The sequence below is a fragment of the Giesbergeria anulus genome, from assembly GCF_900111115.1.
Classification (GTDB): Bacteria; Pseudomonadota; Gammaproteobacteria; order Burkholderiales; family Burkholderiaceae_C; genus Simplicispira; species Simplicispira anulus.
Window position 1 is genome coordinate 1 of record NZ_FOGD01000019.1, and the last position, 20,767, is coordinate 20,767.

The window sequence follows — 20,767 nt, forward strand, 5'->3', positions numbered from 1 at the left end:
ACTGGTACGCATCCCGGACGACCCCAGAATTCGCGCCGACCTCCGCAAAGTGCAAAAAACCACCACAACGGCAGGCAACATCCGTTTCGTTGCCGAAAGCGAAGGGGACGGCCACGCCGACCGCTTTTGGGCCTTAGCTTTGGCACGCCATGCGGGTGCCAACCCCACAGCGCCCCTTGAATACACAAGCGGAGGCCCGCGTGAGAGCAGCCAGCCACTAGGAGACTTCATCTATGGCTAAACGCACCCAGCCCACCCGCCACACCCCGATGACAGCACCCCAGCGGCCAGAACTCGATACCGAATTTGCCCACCGCCTACGCGACCCCTTTGAGCAGCACTACATGGGCGTGCTGCGCACCAACGACCCCCTGCTGTTAGAGCGTGGCAACGGCAGCGTCGAGTTGTACCGCGACCTCAAGCGCGACGGAAAAGTCTTTGCTGGCCTGCAAAAACGCCAACTTGCACTGATCGGCAAACCTTGGCAAGTGGAACCCCGGCAAAAAGACCATGCCAAAGCCAGCGCCGATACCGAAGTCGTGACCACTATCCTCAAAGCCTGCAACTTTGACCGGCTGTGCTCCGACCTGCTCGAAGCCCTATTGGCCGGATTTACCGTGGCCGAGATTGTCTGGACGGTACGCGATGGCTTGGTCGTACCGGCCCGGATTACCAAACGGGCGCAGCGGCGCTTCGTTTATGTGCAAGCAGACGACCAAACACCCCCTTGGCTGCACCTCCTGACCCGCGACAACATGCTCACTGGCACCCCGGTACCAGAGCGCAAATTCATCGTTCACCGGGTCAACCCCGAAGACGACAATCCCTACGGCACTGGCTTGGGCCTGCAACTATTCTGGCCGGTGTATTTCAAGCGCAAAGGCATCGTCGCTTGGAACAAGCTGTGCGACCGTTTTGGCTCTCCAACCCCGCACGGCAAATACCCCCGCAACGCTGGCCCGAAAGAAAAAGGCACACTGGCCGATGCCCTGCGCGCCATGAGCAACGATGGCTACTTGATGACCCCCGAAGGCATGGAGATTGCACTGCTCGAAAGCAAGCTCTCAGGCAACGTCACCACCCAACAACAGCTTTGTGAGTACATGGACGACTGGATTGGGGCCGTACTGACTGGGCAGGAGTCGCGTGCATCAGGTGGCGGTGCCTTGGCAGCGGCCAGCAAGGAACGCCAAGACGTGCGCCAAGACCTGACGCAGGCCGATAGCGACCTGCTCTCAGAAACCCTCAACGAAACCCTGCTGGCGTGGATTTGCGAATACAACGGCTTGGAACCTTGCCTCGTCTATCGCCAGATCAAGGACGAGGACGACACCAAAGCGCTTGCCGAGGCCGACAAAATCGTCTTCGATATGGGATTCGAGTTGGACGAAGATACCGTACGGGCCAAGTACGGTGAAGGCTGGCACAAAAAGAAGGCGTCACCATCACCGAGCACACCACAAAACACACCAAGCCCCCCCAATTTTGCCGAACCCGCTGCGGCAGGCGGCCCCGCCCTCGACCCCCTCCAGAAAGAAACCAAGCAACTGCTGACTAGCACCGCGCCGGTATGGTCTGGCATGGTGGAGCAATTGCAGGCATTGGTTGCACAAGCCAAAGACCTCGCGCAGGTACAGCAAACACTGGTGCAAGCCTACGGCCACCTCGACAGTGCCGAGCTGGTCAAACTGATGGCCGCTGCGCTGGCACTGGCAGAACTCAAAGGCATGGCTGCCGTGCAGTCCGAAGGCTGAACCCATGCCCACCGCACCCCTGAACATCGGCTTTGGCACACCGTGGGCCGATCAAATTGATTTTCTGCGGCAAAAACTGCGCTTGCCCACCGAACGCTGGGACGACATTCAGCGTGCCGCACATGACCGCGCCTTCATGGTGGCCGGGGTTGCCAAAGCAGACTTATTGGCCGATTTGCAGGGGGCAGTGACACGGGCGGCAGAAATGGGCATGGGTGTAGCGCAGTTTCAACGCGAGTTTCTGGCCATCGTTGCCAAGCACGGTTGGACGGGCTGGACGGGCGAAGGCAGCGCCGCCGGTGAAGCATGGCGTACCCGCATCATCTACCAAACCAACATGGCCAATAGCTACGCTGCTGGCCGCTATCGCCAACTCACCGACCCCGATTACCTGCGCCTGCGCCCATATTGGCGTTACATCCACAGCGATGGCGTAGCACACCCGCGCCCACAGCATCTGGCTTGGCATGGCCTGACCCTGCCGCACGATCACCCCTTCTGGCAAACCCACTTCGCCCCCAACGGCTGGGGCTGCGAATGCCGCATTACCTCTGTGAGTCGCAAAGAAGGCGAAGCCAGCGCCCGTGCCGGACTGGGTGAGCCGCCAGCGAGCTGGGACGCCATCGACCCCAAAACCGGGGCCATGCTGGGGATAGATAAGGGGTTTGACTATGCGCTGGGGGCGGGTGTCAAACAAAGCTTTCAGCGCCTGATCGACGACAAGCTGATCCGCTTGAATGCACCGATTGGCGCGGCAATGTGGGAAGCGTTGAAGCCCACCTTGTTACAAGAACGGCTTGTTGCATGGCAGCCGGTGGCTGATGCCACGTTCGCCAGCATGCGCAGCCAAGGTATCGCCACCCTCGTCCATACCCTAGAGCCAGCAACGGTAGCCGCACTGCAAAGCCAAGGCGTGGTGTTAGAAAACGCTGCAGTTTGGATACGCGACACCGAGCTGCTGCACGCCATCCGCCATGACAAGACCGGACGCGGTGCCGCCATCCCACATGAGGTGTGGCGCGAGCTTCCGGCGTTGCTGGCGCAAGCCACGCCCTACTGGGACAAGGTGAAGAAGAACCTGATTTACGCGATTGATCTTGGTTCCAAGGTGGGCAAGTTCGCAGTGGAGATCAACTACAACGAAAAAGGCTGGTTTGATGGCGTGCGCGCCAAGTTGGTGTCTAACTTTGTACGCACTGGGGGACTGGTGGAGCCAGCCAACCTGTTAGAGCCTAAGTATTTTCCGCTTAACGGAACCTAAACCGAGGCCTCTGATGCCGGGTTGGACTCGAACCAACATACACGGAGGACTTTCGTCCCTCGTCCCCTTCCCATCGGGGTACACAGCACCAGAGGTAGGTTGATTCTAGAAGAAATTGGGGACGTCGTGTTTGCGGCGATTATCGTAAAAGCGTCAATTTGAAGCATCCATGATTACCATCACCATCCAAGACCGAGAGGTACTCGCCACGCTGCAAGCCTTAACCCGGCGTATTGGCAACATGGCCCCCGTGCTACAAGCCATTGGCGACGACATCACCGAACGCACCAAGCGCCGCTTCGAGACCAGCACCGGCCCGGACGGCACACCTTGGGAAGCCAACAGCCCCACCACAATGGGTATCTACTCCCTACGCTTGGGCCAAGGCCACCGCAAGAAAGATGGCAGCTTGAACAAGCGGGGCGAAGCACGGGTAGCAGGCAAAAAACCACTGATCGACACCGGCGAGCTACGTCGCCAGATCGTGCCACAGGTATCAAACAACGTTCTCACCGTCACTGCCACCCCGGTCTATGCTGCCATCCACCAGTTCGGCGGCCAAGCTGGTGGCGGCCACAAAGTCAAAATTCCAGCCCGCCCCTACTTGCCGGTGAAAGCTGATGGCAATTTGTACCCGCAGGAACAAGCACTGATTCTTGAGACCTTGCAGTTGTTCCTGACCGAAGACCTGTGACCCCGACCACGTAAATGTTCCACAATGGGACGTGCAGTGCGGGCCATCCCCTCCAGAAAAAGAAAAAGTGCCAAATCGGCACTTTTGCTATCCCGAGTTTCGATTTTCATGTGGGGAAAAAGATTTCTATAGTTCTATCCCACGTCATGCCGCAGTAGCCCAATAAATCCCGATTTATCGCGCCGCTCACTCTTTCTTTATCTCAACTCCCCTCACCCAGCACGGGCAGCGGCCCATAACAACAACGACAAAGCTGCTTTCCTGCTTGGTGCATTGCCTGGCCCGCTGCGCTGCACGGGTATTGGCATTGAGCCGGTTTTAACTTCTGGAGCACTTCTATGTCTGCACTTTTCAGCCCTACCGCCTTGGTGGTACCGTTTGAAAACCTGAGAATGACCGATGTCGAATCGGTCGGTGGCAAAAACGCCAGCCTGGGCGAAATGATCTCGCAACTGCCCCAAGGCGTGCGCGTGCCTACCGGCTTTGCCACCACAGCCCATGCATTCCGCGAATTTTTGGCTTTTGAAGGCTTGGCCGACAAAATCAGTGCCAAACTGGCCGCGCTCGACGTCGAAGACGTGCGCGCCTTGGCCGCTGCCGGTGCCGAGATTCGTGGCTGGGTAGAAAACCACCCCTTCCCGGCCGATTTAGAAGCCGCTGTGCGCGCCGAGTTTGCCCAGCTCTCGGCTGGCAACCCGCAAGCCAGTTTTGCCGTGCGCTCGTCGGCCACAGCAGAAGACCTGCCCGATGCCTCGTTTGCCGGTCAGCAAGAAACCTTCTTGAACGTGGTGGGCGTTGAAGACGTACTGCACAAGATGAAAGAGGTGTTTGCCTCGTTGTACAACGACCGCGCCATCAGCTACCGCGTCCACAAGGGCTTTGCCCACGATGTGGTGGCCTTGTCGGCAGGGGTGCAACGCATGGTGCGCTCCGATTTGGGTGCTGCGGGCGTGATGTTTACCATCGACACCGAATCGGGCTTTGAAGACGTGGTGTTTATCACCTCCAGCTATGGCTTGGGTGAAACCGTGGTGCAAGGTGCCGTCAATCCCGACGAGTTTTACGTCCACAAGCCGATGCTCAAGGCGGGCAACAAGGCCGTGATTCGCCGCAACTTGGGCAGCAAGCTCATCCAAATGGTGTTTGCTACAGCGGAAGAAAAAGCCAGCAGCGGCAAGCTCATCAAAACCGTGGATGTGCCTGCCGAACTGCGCAACCGCTACTCGCTCACCGATGCCGATGTCGAGCAACTGGCCCACTATGCGCTGGTGATTGAGCAGCACTATGGCCGCCCCATGGATATCGAGTGGGGCAAAGATGGCACCGACGGCCAGCTCTACATTTTGCAAGCGCGCCCCGAAACCGTGAAAAGCCAATCCAAGGGCCAAGCCGAACTGCGCTACAAGCTCAAGGGCACCAGCACCGTGCTGGCCGAAGGCCGCGCTATTGGGCAAAAAATTGGTACCGGCCCGGTGCGCTTGGTTCACCACATTTCTGAGATGGACAAGGTGCAGCCCGGCGACGTGCTAGTCACCGACATGACCGACCCCAACTGGGAACCCGTGATGAAGCGCGCCAGCGCCATCGTTACCAACCGTGGTGGCCGCACCTGCCACGCCGCCATCATTGCGCGTGAGTTGGGTATTCCTGCCGTGGTCGGTTGTGGCAATGCCACCGACAAGCTGCTCGATGGCACACTGGTAACGGTCAGCTGCGCCGAGGGCGACACCGGCCATATCTACGATGGCCTGCTAGAAACCGAAATCACTGAAGTGCAGCGCGGTGCCATGCCCCCCATCAAGACCAAAATCATGATGAACGTGGGCAACCCGCAACTGGCCTTTGACTTCTGCCAACTGCCCAACGAGGGCGTGGGCTTGGCGCGGCTAGAGTTCATCATCAACAATAACATTGGCGTGCATCCCAAGGCCATTTTGGACTACCCTGCTGTAGATGCCGATCTGAAAAAGGCCGTGGAGTCGGTGGCCCGTGGTCACGCCTCGCCGCGCGCTTTCTATGTCGATAAGGTGGCCGAAGGCGTAGCAACCATTGCAGCAGCCTTCTGGCCCAAGCCGGTCATCGTGCGTTTGTCCGACTTCAAGAGCAACGAGTACCGCAAGCTTATCGGTGGCAGCCGCTACGAGCCGGAAGAAGAAAACCCCATGCTGGGCTTCCGGGGTGCCGCGCGCTACATCAGTGAAGACTTTGGCGAAGCTTTTGCCATGGAGTGTGAAGCCCTCAAGCGCGTGCGCAACGACATGGGCCTGACCAATGTGCAGGTGATGGTGCCGTTTGTGCGTACCCTCAAGCAAGCCGACCGTGTCACGCAACTGCTGGCAGCACACGGCCTCCAGCGCGGCGAGAACGAACTCAAGCTCATCATGATGTGCGAGGTGCCCTCCAACGCCATCTTGGCCGAAGAGTTCTTGGAGTATTTTGATGGCTTCTCGATTGGCTCTAACGACTTGACCCAGCTCACCTTGGGCTTGGATCGCGATTCAGGCCTTGAGTTGCTGGCACACGACTTTGACGAGCGCGACCCAGCGGTCAAAAAGCTGCTCGAGCGCGCCATTCAGGCCTGCTTGGCCCAAGGCAAGTATGTGGGTATCTGCGGCCAAGGCCCCTCCGACCACCCTGATTTTGCGCAGTGGTTGGCCGACCAAGGCATTTTGTCGATCTCGCTCAACCCCGACAGCGTGATCGCCACTTGGCAACAACTGGCGGGTTAAACCTGCGTGCGTGGTGACCCGCATCCACGCCGTTACCCCCGCTAGTGGTGCGCCACCGGCCTTACCGCCGGTGGTCTTGCCCAAGCCCGACCCGCGCCGCCTGCTTTTGCAGGCGGTGTTGTTGTTGCTGTGGGTGTTGGCAGCGTTTGGCGTTGGGTTTTTTGCCCGCCATTTGCAAACCATTGAGGTTTTCGGTTGGCCGCTAGGCTACTGGCTGGCCTCGCAAGGGGTGGTGCTGGTGTTTTTGGCTATTGTGCTGGTCTATGCCGTGGTGATGCGCTATATCGACCGCCACCCCCTGCCCGCCGCCGCAGCGCCCCCTTCCGTTCGGGAGCAGCCCCCGCATGGCTGAGCACAACCCCGATGCCGAACGGGCCTATTTGTACCGTCTCCATCGCAAACTGGCCCTGTATGTGCTGGGGGTGCTAGGCTTTGTGGGCCTCATGGCCTGGGCCGAGCAGCATGGTCTGTCGCGGCAATGGATTGGCCCGATTTTTCTCTTTTTAACAGTGATGGTCTATGCGGCCATCGGTGTGTATAGCCGCACCGCAGACCCCGAAGAGTATTACGTGGCCGGGCGGCGCATTCCGCCGTTTTACAACGGCATGGCTACTGCTGCCGATTGGATGAGTGCGGCCTCATTTATCAGCCTGTCGGGGGCGCTGTATTTGCAGGGTTTTGCAGGCACGCCGGGGCAAGGTGGTGGGCTGGCCTATCTGCTGGGCTGGACGGGGGGCTTTTGCTTGGTAGCGCTGCTGATTGCGCCGCATTTGCGGGCGATGGAGCTTTACACGGTACCGGAGTTTTTTCAGATGCGCTTTGGCGGCCATTGGCCGCGCGTCATTGCGGCACTGGCAGCAGTAGTGTGCTCATTGACCTATCTGGTGGCGCAAATCTACGGCGTCGGTTTGATTGCCTCGCGCCTGACTGGGGTGCAGTTTGAAATCGGCATCATGCTGGGGCTGGGCGGTATGTTGCTGTGCTCTTTTTTGGGCGGCATGCGCGCCATTACTTGGACGCAGGTGGCGCAGTATGTGGTGATTTTGCTGGCCTTCATGATTCCGGTGTCTTGGCTGGCCTACAAGCAATTGGGCAACCCCTTAGCCCCTCTGGTGTATGGCCAACAGTTGGGCAAAATTGCCGAACTAGAGCAGCAATTGTTGGAGTCTCCGGCCGAGCAAGAGGTAATTGCCGCCTATCTGCGCCGCGCCCAAGAGTTGCAAGTGCGCCTTGAAGATGTAGAGGGTGCGCTGGAGCAGCAACGCCAAGTGATGCAGGAGCACATCCACCACCTGCGGGGGCAAAATGCCGATGTTGGGCTGATTGTGGCCGCCAGCCGCGAGTTGGCCGCTTTGCCACACGATGTAGCCACAGCCCGCGAGCGCTGGCGTCAAGAAATGCGCGACAACTATGCCCGCGCCCAGCCCTTGGGCGGCTTGCCGCGCCACAGCCAAGCCTACGCAGGCCACCCAGACGGCACGCCCCAAGAGCAGGCCGATTACCAAGACAGTCGGCGCAATTTTTTGGCCTTGATGTTCTGCCTGATGGTGGGCACTGCCGGGTTGCCACATCTGCTCACGCGCTACTACACCGCCCCTTCGGTGGCCGGGGCGCGCTCTTCGGTGGCTTGGTCCTTGTTTTTTATCGCCATTTTGTACCTGAGTGCGCCAGCAGTGGCGGCACTGGTCAAGTTTGAGGTCATGCACAACTTGGTGGGCAGCCCGTTTGATGCCTTGCCGCATTGGATGGCCCAGTGGGCGCGGGTAGATGCCTCGCTGCTGTCGGTAGAAGATGTGAATGGCGATGGCATCTTGCAGTTTGGCGAAATCCGCCTCGGTGCCGATCTGATTATGCTAGCCACGCCAGAGCTGGGGGGGCTACCCTATGTGGTCTCAGGGCTGGTGGCGGCTGGTGGGCTGGCGGCAGCGCTGTCCACAGCCGATGGTCTGCTGCTGACCATTAGCAATGCGCTGGTGCGCGATTTGTATGTGGCCGACCCCAATCAGGCTGCCTCGCCTGAGCAGCGGGTGATTTTGACCAAGTTTATTTTGCTGGCGGTGGCGCTGGCGGCGGCCTTTGTAGCGGCGCTCAAGCCATCAGACATTTTGCCGCTGGTCACGGCATCGTTTTCTTTGGCGGCCTCGGCGTTTGTGCCGGTGATGGTGTTGGGTATTTTTTGGCCCGGTACCACGCGCCAAGGTGCGGTGGCGGGCATGTTGTCTGGCCTAGGGGTAGCGGTGTATTACATGCTCAGCAATGTGGCTGTGGTGCGTGCGGTACTGCCCGCCCTGCTCCGCAGCGATGATGGCCTGTGGTGGGGCATTCAGCCCATTTCTGCCGGGGTGTTTGGTGTTCCTGCGGGCTTGCTGATGGCCGTGCTGGTGAGTCGGTGGACACGCCCAGCCCGGCCTAGCCCCAAGATCAGCGGCCTACCTTGAGAAGTTCAACATCAAACTTGAGCGTGGCGTTGGGTGGAATGACGCCACCGGCACCACGGGCACCGTAACCCAAGGCTGCCGGAATAATCAGGGTGCGCTGGCCGCCGACCTTCATGCCTTGCACGCCTTCGTCCCAACCCTTGATGACCATGCCAGCGCCCAAACCAAAGACGAAGGGGTCTTTGCGGTCGTGGCTGGAGTCAAACTTGGCACCTTGTTGGCCGTCTTGGTAGAGCCAGCCGGTGTAATGCACCGTGACTTGTTGCCCACGGGTGGCTTCAGCGCCTTCGCCCACGACGGTGTCTTCGTATTGCAGGCCCGATGCAGTGGTGGTAAATGCCATAACTATCCTTGTGTGAGGGGAAAGCTGCACAATGTAGCCGAAACAGGCCTTTATTTCTTGGCGCGCGCTGCCACCCAGCGGCTGGCAAAGGCTTGTAGGTCATGCAAGCGCTTGAGCAAATCGACCCCAGATGCCGTCACGGTGTAGCCCTCGCTGCCGTGGTCTAAAAAACCGGCCTCGCGCAGCTCTTTAATGCGCGTATTGAGCGTGTTGGGCGTGATGCCGCCCACGCTGTCTTGCAATAGCCGAAAGGTTTGCGGATGGCCGTCGCGCAAAGCCCAAAGCACACGCAGGGCATAACGGCGCTCTAGGCGCTCTAACAACTGGTAGGTGGCGGCGTTTTCTTTTAAGCTCATTGGGTGTCTCCTTGCGCAATACAGAAGATGGGGCAGCAGTGCAATCCACTATAGCCCCGAATTTATTTTGCTACCAGTTTAATAGCTCCAAAATCATATACATCAATATGTTAGGTGGCTAAAGTGGAGACCGCAGCCGTACCAGCACCGCCCAGTATGTAGGGTTGCTGGGCAGAAAATATCCGCATCGGGTAAGCTCATTCTGCCAACTGCTCGGAAATTTTTTGTATGACCCAAACTCTCTCTACCGCTGAACAAGCCCTGCGCGAAGCCGCGCTCGAATACCACCGCAATCCTAGCCGGGGCAAAATTTCCGTCACCCCGACCAAGCCGCTGTCCAACCAGCGCGATTTGTCTTTGGCTTACTCCCCCGGTGTGGCCTACCCTTGCTTGGATATTGAGGCTGACCCCAATCTGGCGCACGAATACACCTCGCGCGGCAATCTGGTGGGGGTGGTCACCAACGGTACAGCGGTGCTAGGCTTGGGCAACATTGGCCCACTGGCCAGCAAGCCAGTGATGGAGGGCAAGGGCTGCCTGTTCAAAAAGTTTGGCGGCGTGGATGTGTTTGACATCGAACTGGCCGAAAACGACCCCGACAAGCTCATCGACATCATTGCCGCGTTAGAGCCAACCCTAGGCGGCATCAACCTCGAAGACATCAAAGCCCCTGAGTGCTTTTACATCGAGCGCGAACTGTCCAAGCGCATGAACATTCCGGTGTTCCACGATGACCAGCACGGCACCGCCATCATCTCCTCGGCAGCGCTGCTCAATGGCCTAGAACTGGTGGGCAAAGACATCTCCCAAGTGCGCTTGGCCGTCTCCGGTGCTGGTGCCGCCGCCATTGCCTGTTTGGGCGTGATGGTCGGCTTGGGCGTGAAGGTAGAAAACATCCTCGTCTGCGACTCCAAGGGCGTCATCCAAACCGAGCGCGACGATGCCAAGGCGGGCAAACTCGATGTCTCTAAGCAAACTTACTGCCGCACCACCAGCGCCCGCACCTTGGCCGATGCCGTGAATGGGGCCGATGTATTTTTGGGCTGCTCGGCCCCCGGCGTACTCACCGTCGAGATGGTCAAGACGATGGCCAACCAGCCCATCATTTTGGCGCTGGCCAACCCCGAGCCAGAAATCCGCCCCGAGCTGGCCAAGGAGGCGCGCCCCGACTGCATCATTGCCACGGGCCGCTCTGACTACCCCAACCAAGTCAACAACGTCCTGTGCTTCCCGTACATTTTCCGGGGTGCTTTGGATTGTGGTGCCACCAAAATCACCGAAGCCATGAAGCTGGCTTGCGTGCGCCAGATTGCCGATTTGGCCAAGGCCGAGCCGAGTGACGAAGTGGCCGCCGCCTATGCCGGTAAAGATTTGCACTTTGGCCCAGACTACCTGATCCCCACCCCCTTTGATGCCCGCCTGATTTTGCGCATTGCCCCCGCCGTGGCCCAAGCTGCCGCCGAATCGGGTGTCGCCACCCGCCCCATTGCCGACATCGAAGCCTACCGCGAAAGCCTGACCCGCTTTGTGTACCAAACCGGTATGTTCATGCGCCCGGTGTTCCATGCTGCCAAGCTGGCACACAGCCGCGTCGCTTATGCCGAAGGCGAAGACGAGCGCGTGCTGCGCGCGGCCCAAGTGGCCGTAGACGACGGCTTGGCCCGCCCCATTTTGATTGGCCGCCCAGCAGTGATTGCAGCCCGTATTGAAAAATCGGGCCTGCGCCTGCAACCGGGCAAAGATGTAGAAATCTGCGACCCCGAAGACGATCCACGCTTTCGCCGTTACTGGGAAACCTATACCCGCTTGATGGGCCGCCGGGGCGTAACGCCTGAGGCCGCCAAAGGCATTGTGCGCCGCTCCAACACCCTGATTGCCGCACTGATGGTGCATTTGGGCGATGCCGATGCCATGCTGTGCGGGCTGGTAGGCAAGTTCGATAGCCACCTCGACCATATCCGCGATGTCATTGGGCTGGCCCCCAACACCCCCACCTTGGCAACCGTCAACGCCCTGATGCTAGAGCAGCACACCCTGTTCATTGCCGACACCTACATCAACGAAGACCCCAGCGCCGAAGAGCTGGCCGACATCGCCCTGATGGCTGCCGAAGAAGTGCAACGCTTTGGCTTGCCGCCCAAGGTGGCCTTTTTGTCGCACTCTAACTATGGCTCCTCAGGCCGTGCCTCAGCACGCAAAATGCGCCAAGCGCGTGACTTGTTTGTGCAATCGGCACCGCACATTGAATGCGATGGCGAGCTGCACGGCGACGCCGCCCTGTCGGATGCCATGCGCCGCGTCATGTTGCCCGAAACCACCCTCAGCGGTGCGGCCAATGTGCTCATTTGCCCGAACTTGGATGCCGCCAACATCTTGTTCAATGTACTCAAGAGCACCAGCGGCCACGGCACCACCATCGGCCCAGTGCTGCTGGGCGCTGCGGCCTCGGCCCATGTGCTCACGCCCTCGTCCACCGTACGCCGCGTGGTCAACATGACGGCGCTGGCAGCGGCTAATGCAACCCATGTTGCAGCCACCCGAGGCACTGGCGCTTAAGTCTGCTACGCTGCTGCTGGGTCTGAGCAAAAGGCTCAGGCCCAGCGCATGGCGGCAATGTCGTGGGCAAAAATGGGGTAGTTCATCCACCAGCCCTTAAGCCCCTTGCGCGCCACCGCCGTAATTTGCGAGGCAAAAATCCACGCATTGACGGCATCTTGGGCTAGATGGCGCTGGAGTTGGGCAAACAGCATTTGACGCTCACGCGGATTTTCGCAAGCAGCATGGCGAGCCATCAGCTCGCGAAAGGCTCGACTGTCGTAGCCAAAATAGTAAAGAGGGTCGGCATAAATGGCGTAATCGAGTGGCTCGACATGGTTAATCATGGTCAGATCAAAGTGGCCTTTGAATGGGCCTTCCAGCCATTCTGGCCAAGTCACCAAGTCTGGCTTGAGTTCAATGCCAATCTGCGACAAGTTCTCTACCAACATCGAGCGGTCACTGCGCGCATAGGGGGTAGGCGGCAGGGTCAAGGTCAGCGTGAGTGGGGTTTTCACACCGGCTTCTTTGAGCAAGGCCCGCGCCCGTGCAGGGTCATAAGGGTACATGCCAGCTAAATGCACATAACCGGGTTCTGACGGCGCAAAGTGGCTACCAATGACCCGGCCCCGGCCATCGAGCATACGCTGGATAAATGCCTCGCGGTCGATGGCATGGGTAATAGCGCGGCGCACACGCACATCATCCAAGGGCTTGCGTCGGTGGTTCATGGCCAACATGCCTTTGCCGTTGGAGGCACCAATCACCACTTGGTAGCGGTTGTTGGCCTGAAACTGCTGCACGTTTTGCGTTGCAATATTGAACAGCATGTCAATCTCATCAGCAAGCACCGCAGCGGCTTGTTCGGCGGGGTCGCAAACAAAGCGAAAGATGACCTGCTCCAGTGTCACCTGCTTGGCCTGACGGTAGCTGGCAAACTTGCGCAGTGTGATGCTGTGGCCTTTTTTCCAGTGGTCAAAGCGATAGGGACCAGTACCAATCGGATAACTACTGGCCTGAGCCGCGCTGGCTGGGTGCAACATCACGGCGGTGTTTTCTCCCAAGCGGAACAAAAAGTTGCTATCTGGGTACTGCAAAGTGATGACCACCGTGTAGGCATCCGGGGTAGCAATCTCAGCAATGTTGTTGAACAAGGTACGCTTGGCCTTGTTGTTGGAGTCAGAGGCTTGGCCGCGCTCCACGGAAAAGCGCACTGTTGAAGCATCAAAAAGCGCATCATCATGAAAACGCACCCCCTCTAGCAGCCGAAAGGTGTAGGTTTTGCCATCACTGCTACGGCTCCAAGACTGGGCCAGCAGGGGCGATACCGAGCCGCTCTCATCAATGCGCGTCAGGCCCTCTAACACGTTGTAATGCACGACCTCACCAATCGCGGCCGATGGTGCCGAGGTAGGGTCTAGGCTGTTGGGCTCTTGCGATAAACCAATGACTACGCTGCGTCGGTTCCGGGCTTGTGCCTGTACAGGCGCAGGCAGACCCCAACCCAACAATGCAGCTCCAGACTGGGCTGCCAACAAGGCGGAGGCGGTACGGCGTGACATAGGCACAGGAAAACTCCTTGCATGAGGAAAATTGGTCAATTCAGGCACTCTGGCAAGAGGGAGGGGCTTACCAAGCCCAATAATGCACTGATTTGTTACCATAGCGCGGCCTGAGGCCCGTTGGTACAACATTCTGCGGCGCAGCCACCTGTGTGCCCCCGTATTTTCTTAGTGTTCGATCTACCTCAACATGCCTCTGTTTTCGGCTGCTTTATGGCGCAATGCCCGTGTATGGGCTGGGCGATGGCTGCTGGTGGCAGGCTTGCTGGCGCTGGGGGGCATTTTGTGGTGGCTGACCCAGGTGTACCAAACCCGCGAAGAGCATACCCGGCACCAAATTGAACGTGAGCTCCATGCCATCAACTCGCTGCAAACCCAAAGTGTGCTCGATTGGCGCGAGCAGCGGCTGATTGATGCCAGCACGTTGGCCGATGACAGTCTGTTTTCGTTGTCGGCAGCGCAATGGTTGCAGGTGCCTGAGGCCGTCGTGCTCACGCAACGCATGCAAGAGCGCCTGCGCATTTTGCAAGAGCGAGCCAAATACACGGCGGTGTATCTGCTCAATCGGCACGGCCAATTGCTGCTCACCCCCAATGGCAGCAGCACGGGCCAACTGCCCGAACCAGAAATGCAAGCCCTGCAAGACGCTCTGGCCCAAGCCGTAGTCACAGTGGTAGAGCCACGCCGCGATAACTTTTTTGCCTTTCCGTTTTTTAGTGTCATCGTGCCAGTATTTGAAGGCACCGAGCCTGCAGGGGCAGTATGGTTGGTCAGTGATGTGCGCACCACCCTGTATCCCAAATTGCAGGCTTGGCCCACACCCCGCGAGACCGCCGAATCCACCTTATTCAGCCGCCACGGCGACGAGGTACGCACCCTCAACCCCTTGCGCCACCATAACGAAGAAGTGTCGGCCTTTCAGTTATCTGAGCTGCATTCAGACGATCCAGTGCTGCAAGCGATGGCCGGAGCGCGCGGCGTATTCTATGGCCATGACTACCGTGGTCATGCCGTGATGGCCATGGCCAATGCCGTGCCCGATTCACCCTGGATCATGGTGTCCAAAATTGATGTGGCCGAAGCCTTTGCTGACACCCAATTGCGCGAAATCTTGGCCCTGAGTCTGCCCGTCAGCCTGCTGCTATTGCTGGCGGGCTTGGTGTTTGCCTATGGGCAGCGGCGTGCTTGGCAACGCGAGCGCGAGCTCAAAACCCAGTTGCAGCGCAACATGCGTTGGCTAGAAGGGGCACAAAAAGCGGCATCAGTGGGCTACTTTGCCTTTGATCTGGAGCAAAAGCAGTTTCTGATGTCGTCGATGGGAAATGCGATTTTTGGGATGCCTTACACGGGCGTACTGACACTGGAGGACTGGGTTCACTCAATTCCAGCAGAAGACCGCGAGCGGGTGTTGAGCATCCACCGCGAGGCCATCGCGCAGCGCACTCCCTTGCGCCACCAATACCGCATCCAGCGCATGGACAACCAAGCGCTGCGCTGGGTAGAAATCTGGGGGGAATACGAGGATGAGGCCGACCACGAGCGGGTAACGCGCATGATTGGCACCATCCAAGACATTACCCAGCGTAAACAGTCGGAGCAAGAGCTGGCCAACTACCGCACGGCGCTAGAGGAGAAGGTGCGCCTAGACCCCATGACGCAAATACCGAACCGCCGGGCATTAGATGAGCATGTGGTGCTGGAATGGCACCGCGCCATGCGCAACCATGCCCCGCTGTCGGTGCTGATGATTGATGTCGATCATTTCAAAGCCTACAACGACCACTATGGTCATGTGGCCGGTGATGAATGCCTGCGCCAAGTGGCTACGGCCATTGCCTCTTGTGCGAGCCGGGCCGGTGAGCTAGCAGCCCGCTATGGTGGCGAGGAGTTTTCGGTGCTGTTGCCCGATACTAATACCACACAGGCCCAGCAAAGTGCCGAGCGTGTGCGAGCGGCCATAGAGGCACTGGCGCTAGAGCACGCCCACTCTAGCGCAGCACGCTGTATCACGGTCAGCATTGGCCTGACCACCATCGTGCCAGTTTTTGCCTCTGAGCCAGATGTGCCTGAGGTTTGCGACATACCAAAGACGGTGCCGCTGGCTGCACAAGTCTTGTTTGAACAGGCCGATGCCGCCCTATACCAAGCCAAGCAACAGGGGCGCAACCGGGTGGCGGTTTACGCCAGCACGGCTCCTGAGACTGCCTAATTCAGGTGTTTTTGCTGATGGCAATGGTAGGGAACTTGGCCGAATAATCTTTGGCCTGTAGCGCAATTTTGACTGCCACCTCGCGGGCCACTGCGCGGTAAATGTGAGCCACCTCTCCATCAGGGTCGGCCACGACTGTGGGGCTGCCTAGGTCGGCTTGCAAGCGGATTTGCATATCCAGTGGCAGCGCACCCAAATAATCAATGCCATATTGCGCCGCCATTTTTTTGCCACCATCGGTACCAAAAGTATGCTCGACATGGCCGCAATGCGAGCAGACATGGGCTGCCATGTTCTCCACCAAGCCCAAAATGGGCACGCCCACTTTCTCAAACATTTTGATGCCCTTTTTGGCATCCCAGAGCGCAACGTCTTGCGGGGTCGTGACGATCACTGCACCAGTGATGGGCACACGCTGGCTTAAAGTGAGTTGGATATCGCCGGTGCCGGGGGGCATATCAACGATCAGGTAATCCAAGTCTTTCCAATTGGTTTGGCGAAGCAACTGCTCTAGCGCTTGGGTTGCCATCGGGCCACGCCAGATCATGGCTTGGTCGGCATCGACCAAAAAGCCAATCGACATCACCTGCACGCCGTGGTTTTGCAGCGGCTCCATGGTCTTGCCATCAAAGCTTTCAGGCTTGCCTTCAATACCCAGCATCATCGGCTGGCTGGGGCCATAGATGTCTGCATCGAGCACGCCCACGCGCGCGCCTTCGGCCACCAGCGCCAGCGCCAAATTGGCTGCCGTGGTGCTTTTGCCTACGCCGCCCTTGCCCGATGCCACGGCAATGATGTTCTTTACGCCCGGTAGCAAAGCTACACCCTGCCGTACCGCATGGGCAGTAATCTGGCTGCTCAGATGTACCTGCACCTGCTCCACGCCCGCGACTTCTTGGGCTGCTTGCACCAAGCGGCTGTGCAGTGCTGGCATCAGGCTCTTGGCCGGGTAGCCCAGCACCACCTCGAACGAGACCATGCTGCCGTGGATTTGCACATTGCGCAGCGCCCGACTGCTAACAACATCTTTGCCGGTATGGGGGTCTAGCACGCTAGACAGCGCTGCCAAAAGGCTTTGTTCTGTGACTGCCATGTTTGTATTCACTCCTGTAGGGGATGGGCTAGTCTAGCCAACTGCCCTAGCCCTTGTGCAGGTGGGTTCATGCTGCGGCGCAGCGGGCCAGTGCCCGCCTAAAATGGCCGGTTCCGCGCTGCACAGCGCGCTGACCTGCACCCCATTGCTTACCACCATGCCCGCACGCCAAATTTTTGTCACCACTGCCCTGCCCTACGCCAATGGCAACTTCCATATCGGCCACATCATGGAATATATCCAAGCCGACATCTGGGTGCGCACCCACCGCATGTTGGGCAATGAGGTCAATTTTGTCGGGGCCGACGACACCCACGGCGCTCCGATCATGATTGCCGCCGAAAAGGCAGGTAAAACACCCCAGCAGTTTGTGGCCGACATTGCCGCTGGCCGCAAGCAGTATCTGGATGGTTTTCATATCGAGTTTGACAACTGGCACAGCACCGATGCCCCCGAAAACCACCAACTGGCGCAGCAAATTTACCTCGACCTCAAAGCCAATGGCCTGATCGAAACGCGCACCATCGAGCAGTTCTTTGACCCCGAAAAGGCCATGTTCTTGCCCGACCGCTTTATCAAGGGCGAATGCCCCAAGTGCCATGCCAAAGACCAGTATGGCGACAACTGCGAAGTCTGCGGTGCCGTCTATGCCCCCACCGACCTGATTGAGCCGTATTCGGCGCTGTCGGGGGCCAAGCCCGTGCTCAAGAGTTCGGAGCATTTCTTCTTCAAGCTGTCTGATCCGCGCTGCGTAGCCTTTTTGGAAGACTGGACACAAAATGGCCGCTTGCAACCTGAAGTAGCCAACAAGGTGCGCGAGTGGTTTACCGTGCGCACCAACCCCGATGGCACCACCAGCGAGGGCTTGGGCGACTGGGACATCTCGCGCGATGCGCCCTACTTTGGCATTGAAATCCCGGATGCACCAGGCAAGTATTTTTATGTGTGGCTTGATGCCCCGATTGGCTATTTGGCATCGCTCAAAAACCTGCTGGACAAGCGCGGCCAAAACTATGACGACTACATGGCCAATCCGGCGCTAGAGCAGTACCACTTTATCGGCAAAGACATCGTGACCTTCCACACTTTGTTCTGGCCCGCTACGCTGCACTTTAGTGGTCGCAAGGTACCCGATTCGGTGTTTGTGCATGGCTTTTTGACCGTGAACAACGGCGAGAAAATGAGCAAGAGCCGGGGCACTGGTCTCGACCCGCTCAAGTATTTGGCATTGGGCATGAACCCAGAATGGCTGCGCTACTACCTGGCCGCCAAACTCAGCAGCCGCAACGAAGACATCGACTTTAACGCCGATGACTTTATGGCCCGCGCCAACAGCGATTTGGTGGGCAAATTTGTCAACATTGCCAGCCGGGCTGCCGGTTTTATCGCCAAGCGTTTTGGTGGTGCCTTGGGCGAGGTCTCTGCCGATGGCGATGCGTTGTTAGAGCATCTGCGCAGCGTGGCCCCGGCCATCATTGAGCTGCTGGCCGAGCGCGAATATGGCAAAGCCCTGCGCGAAACCATGCTGCTGGCCGACCGTGTGAACGAGTACGTCGATCAAAACAAGCCTTGGGAGCTGGCTAAAAAAGAGGGCATGGAAGCCCGTCTGCACGATGTTTGCACCACCTGCATCGAAGCGTTCCGCGTGCTGACCATTTTGCTCAAGCCGGTATTGCCCGCCTTGGCCGCACAGGTCGAAGCATTCTTGAAGGTAGCGCCCATGAACTTCGCCAGCCTGCAACAGCCTTTGGGCCAAGGCCATGTGATTGGTCAGTACCAACACCTGATGCAGCGTGTCGATATCAAGCAGCTTGAAGCTCTGTTTGAGCCACCGGCACAGGCTGAACCAGAACCCGTTGCCACCGTACCCGGCGGCGAAGAACTGGCCCCCACCATCAGCATTGACGATTTTGCCAAGATTGACCTGCGCATTGCCCAGATCGTGAACTGTGAAGCCGTAGAAGGCTCAACCAAGCTCTTGCGCCTAACGCTAGACGTGGGCGAAGGCCGCACGCGCAATGTGTTCAGTGGCATTGCCAGCGCCTACAAGCCCGAAGATCTGATCGGCAAGCTGACGGTGATGGTAGCTAATTTGGCCCCACGCAAAATGAAGTTTGGCGTCAGCGAGGGCATGGTGCTAGCCGCCAGCCACGGCGATGAGAAGGCCAACCCCGGCATTTATGTACTCAGCCCTTGGCCCGGTGCCACGCCGGGGATGCGTGTGGGCTGACGTAGTAGCCGCTTTGGTCATGACCATCACATAGCCATCCTGTGTGCTGCACAGATTTTTTGGGTGATGTGTTACTCGGCCTCGATGCCCGCTGCCTTGATAACCTTACCCCACTTTAGGGTTTCAGCGAGCTGGAACTTAGCCAGCTCATCAGGCGTGGTTGTCCAAGCTTCTAAGCCTGCGTTGTCAAAGAAACTCTTGGCAGTGGCACTTTTGGTGGCGGCACCTAGTAGCTCATTGAGGCGCGCCACCACGGGTGCAGGCGTGCCTGCGGGCACATAGGCGGCAAACCAGTAACCCATGTCATAGCCCTTGACGCCAGCCTCGTCTAGCGTGGGTATATCAGGCAACTGGGTGCTGCGTTTGTGCGTGGAGTAAGCCAAAGCACGCAGCTTGCCTGCTTTGATTTGTGGCATTCCGGTAGAGGTGTCTGTGATCATCATGTTGATCTGACCGCCCAGCAAATCTGTGATGGCCAGTGGGTTGCTCTTGTAAGGCACATGCAGGATGTCCACGCCCGCGAGTTGCTTAAGCATCTCGCCAGCCATGCGGCTCGATGAGCTGCCGCTGGCAAAGCTGAGCTTGCCAGGATTCATCTTGGCAAAGGCCAGCAACTCGCCCACGCTCTTGTATGGCGCGCTGGCGTTGACCACCAGCACCTGTCCGCCCTTGCCTAGACCCGTGATTGGTGCGAAGTCTTTGACTGGGTCGTACGAGAGTTTCTTATACAGATGCTCATTGGCCGCATGTGTGGTGTTGGTGGTGATCAGCACGCTGTAGCCATCCGCCGGTGCTTTTGCGACAGCAGAGGCTGCAATCATCCCGCTGGCGCCCGCCTTGTTATCGATGACCACGGCTTGCTTGGTGTGGGAAGTGATCGACTGACCCAATGCACGCGCGAGCTGATCAGTGGCACTACCTGCAGCAAAGGGCACGATGAAGGTGATGGCCTTGGCTGGGTAAGCAGCTGACTGCGCCCACGCAACGCTACTGTGCAGCGGGCCCAGCGCCAAAACGGCAGCAGCAGTAGCCAACACGCGGCGACGTGCGGAATGGGTTAATGAATAGGTCGCTGTGTAGTTCATGTTGTCTCCTAGTTTGGTTAGGTATAGAAAATGGAATCGCTGGTACAGCGCATAGCCCTCAAAGCTGCTGTGCGTTTTGGCTATATCGGTGGCCCTGCCAGATGCGGTGCCAGTGCAGCTGGCACCATCACGTGCATATCAAGCAGCAGGTAACTCAACGCTTTACCGTGGCTGTCAAGGTTGAGTGCATCATTTACGCCGCCATCAAGCACGTCATCGAGCACCAGATTCATGGCCTGCAATTGCGGTAGCAGGTAACGCGTGACTTGGCGCGGTTGGCGCAGTGCAAATTGATGTGCTACAGCAGCTTCTGTGATTTGCTCGACCAGCACATTCCAAAGCATGGGGTGCCAAGCAATAACGCTGATATTGGAGCGGTTTCCTTTATCGCCCGTGCGGCTGTGGGCTAGGCGATACAGTGGCACGGTAAGGGTGGCGGTGTTCATAAATCATGACTCCTGAACAAAGATGGATGGGA

At 58.4% G+C, this 20,767-nt stretch carries 15 protein-coding genes and 1 pseudogene; 10 read left to right on the forward strand and 6 right to left on the reverse strand.

The genetic code is table 11. The annotated features are described in order from the left end of the window. The 7 genes and pseudogenes from BMX55_RS15425 to BMX55_RS15455 all read left to right on the forward strand — a co-directional run. Positions 1-241, forward strand: a pseudogene (locus BMX55_RS15425) (phage terminase large subunit family protein); the annotation flags it as partial. After that, positions 234-1,754, forward strand: a complete 1,521-nt coding sequence (locus BMX55_RS15430) for a DUF935 domain-containing protein (protein WP_218144510.1) — start codon at positions 234-236, stop codon at positions 1,752-1,754. The pseudogene BMX55_RS15425 and the gene BMX55_RS15430, both read left to right, overlap by 8 nt. Before the next feature lie 4 nt (positions 1,755-1,758). Continuing rightward, positions 1,759-3,015 (forward strand): phage head morphogenesis protein, encoded by a 1,257-nt coding sequence (locus BMX55_RS15435; protein WP_091458790.1) that lies wholly within the window; start codon positions 1,759-1,761, stop codon positions 3,013-3,015. Between the two features lie 169 nt (positions 3,016-3,184). Further along, entirely contained in the window at positions 3,185-3,709 is a 525-nt protein-coding gene (locus BMX55_RS15440; RefSeq protein ID WP_091458791.1) for a phage virion morphogenesis protein, read from the forward strand. A 338-nt stretch (positions 3,710-4,047) separates the two neighbouring features. Continuing rightward, positions 4,048-6,438, forward strand: a complete 2,391-nt coding sequence (ppsA, locus tag BMX55_RS15445) for a phosphoenolpyruvate synthase (RefSeq protein ID WP_091459249.1) — start codon at positions 4,048-4,050, stop codon at positions 6,436-6,438. A 13-nt stretch (positions 6,439-6,451) separates the two neighbouring features. After that, positions 6,452-6,790, forward strand: coding sequence for a DUF4212 domain-containing protein (locus tag BMX55_RS15450; protein ID WP_245751517.1), 339 nt, complete (start codon positions 6,452-6,454; stop codon positions 6,788-6,790). Next, the gene (locus tag BMX55_RS15455; RefSeq protein WP_091459251.1) at positions 6,783-8,876 is read left to right on the forward strand and encodes a VC_2705 family sodium/solute symporter; all 2,094 of its coding nucleotides are present in this window, start codon (positions 6,783-6,785) and stop codon (positions 8,874-8,876) included. Before BMX55_RS15450 ends, BMX55_RS15455 begins: the two co-directional genes overlap by 8 nt. On the opposite strand, the gene BMX55_RS15460 is transcribed toward BMX55_RS15455, so the two are convergent. Both BMX55_RS15460 and BMX55_RS15465 read right to left on the reverse strand, forming a co-directional pair. Next, positions 8,860-9,219, reverse strand: a complete 360-nt coding sequence (locus BMX55_RS15460; protein ID WP_091459253.1) for an FKBP-type peptidyl-prolyl cis-trans isomerase — start codon at positions 9,217-9,219, stop codon at positions 8,860-8,862. The genes BMX55_RS15455 and BMX55_RS15460 overlap by 17 nt on opposite strands. Positions 9,220-9,269: 50 nt before the next feature. After that, a complete protein-coding gene (locus tag BMX55_RS15465) occupies positions 9,270-9,575 on the reverse strand; it encodes a winged helix-turn-helix transcriptional regulator (RefSeq protein ID WP_091459255.1) in 306 nt (101 codons plus the stop codon). A gap of 228 nt (positions 9,576-9,803) precedes the next feature. Between BMX55_RS15465 and BMX55_RS15470 the strand changes: the two genes are divergently transcribed. Continuing rightward, positions 9,804-12,131 carry an NADP-dependent malic enzyme gene (locus BMX55_RS15470; protein ID WP_091459256.1) on the forward strand — a complete coding sequence of 776 codons (2,328 nt, stop codon included), beginning with the start codon at positions 9,804-9,806 and terminating at the stop codon, positions 12,129-12,131. 35 nt (positions 12,132-12,166) lie between these two features. Here the strand turns inward: BMX55_RS15470 and BMX55_RS15475 are convergent, their stop codons facing one another. Beyond that, complete coding sequence (locus BMX55_RS15475; protein ID WP_091459257.1) at positions 12,167-13,672, reverse strand: ABC transporter substrate-binding protein; 1,506 nt, start codon at positions 13,670-13,672, stop codon at positions 12,167-12,169. A gap of 190 nt (positions 13,673-13,862) precedes the next feature. On the opposite strand from BMX55_RS15475, the gene BMX55_RS15480 reads away from it, so the two are divergent. After that, positions 13,863-15,881, forward strand: coding sequence for a diguanylate cyclase domain-containing protein (locus BMX55_RS15480; protein WP_091459260.1), 2,019 nt, complete (start codon positions 13,863-13,865; stop codon positions 15,879-15,881). A gap of 1 nt (position 15,882) precedes the next feature. On the opposite strand, the gene apbC is transcribed toward BMX55_RS15480, so the two are convergent. Beyond that, positions 15,883-16,974: an iron-sulfur cluster carrier protein ApbC gene (gene apbC, locus BMX55_RS15485; RefSeq protein WP_091459261.1), complete on the reverse strand. Its 1,092-nt coding sequence runs from the start codon at positions 16,972-16,974 to the stop codon at positions 15,883-15,885. 157 nt (positions 16,975-17,131) lie between these two features. On the opposite strand from apbC, the gene metG reads away from it, so the two are divergent. Beyond that, positions 17,132-19,204, forward strand: coding sequence for a methionine--tRNA ligase (metG, locus tag BMX55_RS15490; protein WP_091459273.1), 2,073 nt, complete (start codon positions 17,132-17,134; stop codon positions 19,202-19,204). A gap of 71 nt (positions 19,205-19,275) precedes the next feature. On the opposite strand, the gene BMX55_RS15495 is transcribed toward metG, so the two are convergent. Continuing rightward, entirely contained in the window at positions 19,276-20,289 is a 1,014-nt protein-coding gene (locus tag BMX55_RS15495) for a Bug family tripartite tricarboxylate transporter substrate binding protein (RefSeq protein ID WP_091459263.1), read from the reverse strand. An 80-nt stretch (positions 20,290-20,369) separates the two neighbouring features. Next, entirely contained in the window at positions 20,370-20,735 is a 366-nt protein-coding gene (locus BMX55_RS15500) for an AtuA-related protein (protein ID WP_091459264.1), read from the reverse strand. Between the last annotated feature and the right edge of the window lie 32 nt (positions 20,736-20,767).

Bases quoted from the DNA above. Each gene is read 5' to 3' on its own strand.
- BMX55_RS15430 (WP_218144510.1), top strand. From the start codon at position 234: ATGGCTAAACGCACCCAGCCCACCCGCCACACCCCGATGACAGCACCC.
- BMX55_RS15435 (WP_091458790.1), top strand. From the start codon at position 1,759: ATGCCCACCGCACCCCTGAACATCGGCTTTGGCACACCGTGGGCCGAT.
- BMX55_RS15440 (WP_091458791.1), top strand. From the start codon at position 3,185: ATGATTACCATCACCATCCAAGACCGAGAGGTACTCGCCACGCTGCAA.
- ppsA (WP_091459249.1), top strand. From the start codon at position 4,048: ATGTCTGCACTTTTCAGCCCTACCGCCTTGGTGGTACCGTTTGAAAAC.
- BMX55_RS15455 (WP_091459251.1), top strand. From the start codon at position 6,783: ATGGCTGAGCACAACCCCGATGCCGAACGGGCCTATTTGTACCGTCTC.
- BMX55_RS15460 (WP_091459253.1), bottom strand. From the start codon at position 9,219: ATGGCATTTACCACCACTGCATCGGGCCTGCAATACGAAGACACCGTC.
- BMX55_RS15465 (WP_091459255.1), bottom strand. From the start codon at position 9,575: ATGAGCTTAAAAGAAAACGCCGCCACCTACCAGTTGTTAGAGCGCCTA.
- BMX55_RS15470 (WP_091459256.1), top strand. From the start codon at position 9,804: ATGACCCAAACTCTCTCTACCGCTGAACAAGCCCTGCGCGAAGCCGCG.
- BMX55_RS15475 (WP_091459257.1), bottom strand. From the start codon at position 13,672: ATGTCACGCCGTACCGCCTCCGCCTTGTTGGCAGCCCAGTCTGGAGCT.
- BMX55_RS15480 (WP_091459260.1), top strand. From the start codon at position 13,863: ATGCCTCTGTTTTCGGCTGCTTTATGGCGCAATGCCCGTGTATGGGCT.
- apbC (WP_091459261.1), bottom strand. From the start codon at position 16,974: ATGGCAGTCACAGAACAAAGCCTTTTGGCAGCGCTGTCTAGCGTGCTA.
- metG (WP_091459273.1), top strand. From the start codon at position 17,132: ATGCCCGCACGCCAAATTTTTGTCACCACTGCCCTGCCCTACGCCAAT.
- BMX55_RS15495 (WP_091459263.1), bottom strand. From the start codon at position 20,289: ATGAACTACACAGCGACCTATTCATTAACCCATTCCGCACGTCGCCGC.
- BMX55_RS15500 (WP_091459264.1), bottom strand. From the start codon at position 20,735: ATGAACACCGCCACCCTTACCGTGCCACTGTATCGCCTAGCCCACAGC.